Origin of the sequence: Sphingobium sp. BHU LFT2, assembly GCF_018604485.1 — a bacterium.
Taxonomy (GTDB): domain Bacteria; phylum Pseudomonadota; class Alphaproteobacteria; order Sphingomonadales; family Sphingomonadaceae; genus Sphingobium; species Sphingobium yanoikuyae_A.
In genome coordinates, this window is record NZ_JAFCGW010000094.1 from 1 (window position 1) to 446 (window position 446).

Genomic DNA, 446 nt, shown 5'->3' on the forward strand with positions numbered 1-446 from the left:
TCCTTCATCGCCTGTACATGCCAAGGCATTCACCAGATGCCCTTACCTCACGCTTGAGAGTCCACACCACCAACGACAATACTGGGTAGCATTTGTCGAAAGCTGTATCGGTGTGGTTATTAAACTCAGCCAGATAATCTTGTGTGTACAACATCGCTCGCTTTCCGGATGCTTCCTTGCGGAAACACCAAAAACCGAACCATGTCGCCACGGCATCGATTAAAAAACCCATTCACAATGTCAAAGAGGCTCGCTTGTGCGAGCCATATCACCGGACGTATCCGGCAAACCGCTACTCTTCATCTCTAGAGAATTCTGATCTGCTCCGCGAAACATCGCTACGCAGTGGTCAGCAAATGGTGGAGCTTATCGGGATCGAACCGATGACCTGATGCTTGCAAAGCAACCGCTCTCCCAGCTGAGCTAAAGCCCCTCACCAAATGCTG

1 tRNA gene is annotated in these 446 nt (G+C 50.4%); it reads right to left on the reverse strand.

What is annotated here, in order from left to right:
• Positions 1-357 precede the first annotated feature (357 nt).
• Positions 358-433, reverse strand: a tRNA-Ala gene (locus JQK15_RS26625).
• Positions 434-446 lie beyond the last annotated feature (13 nt).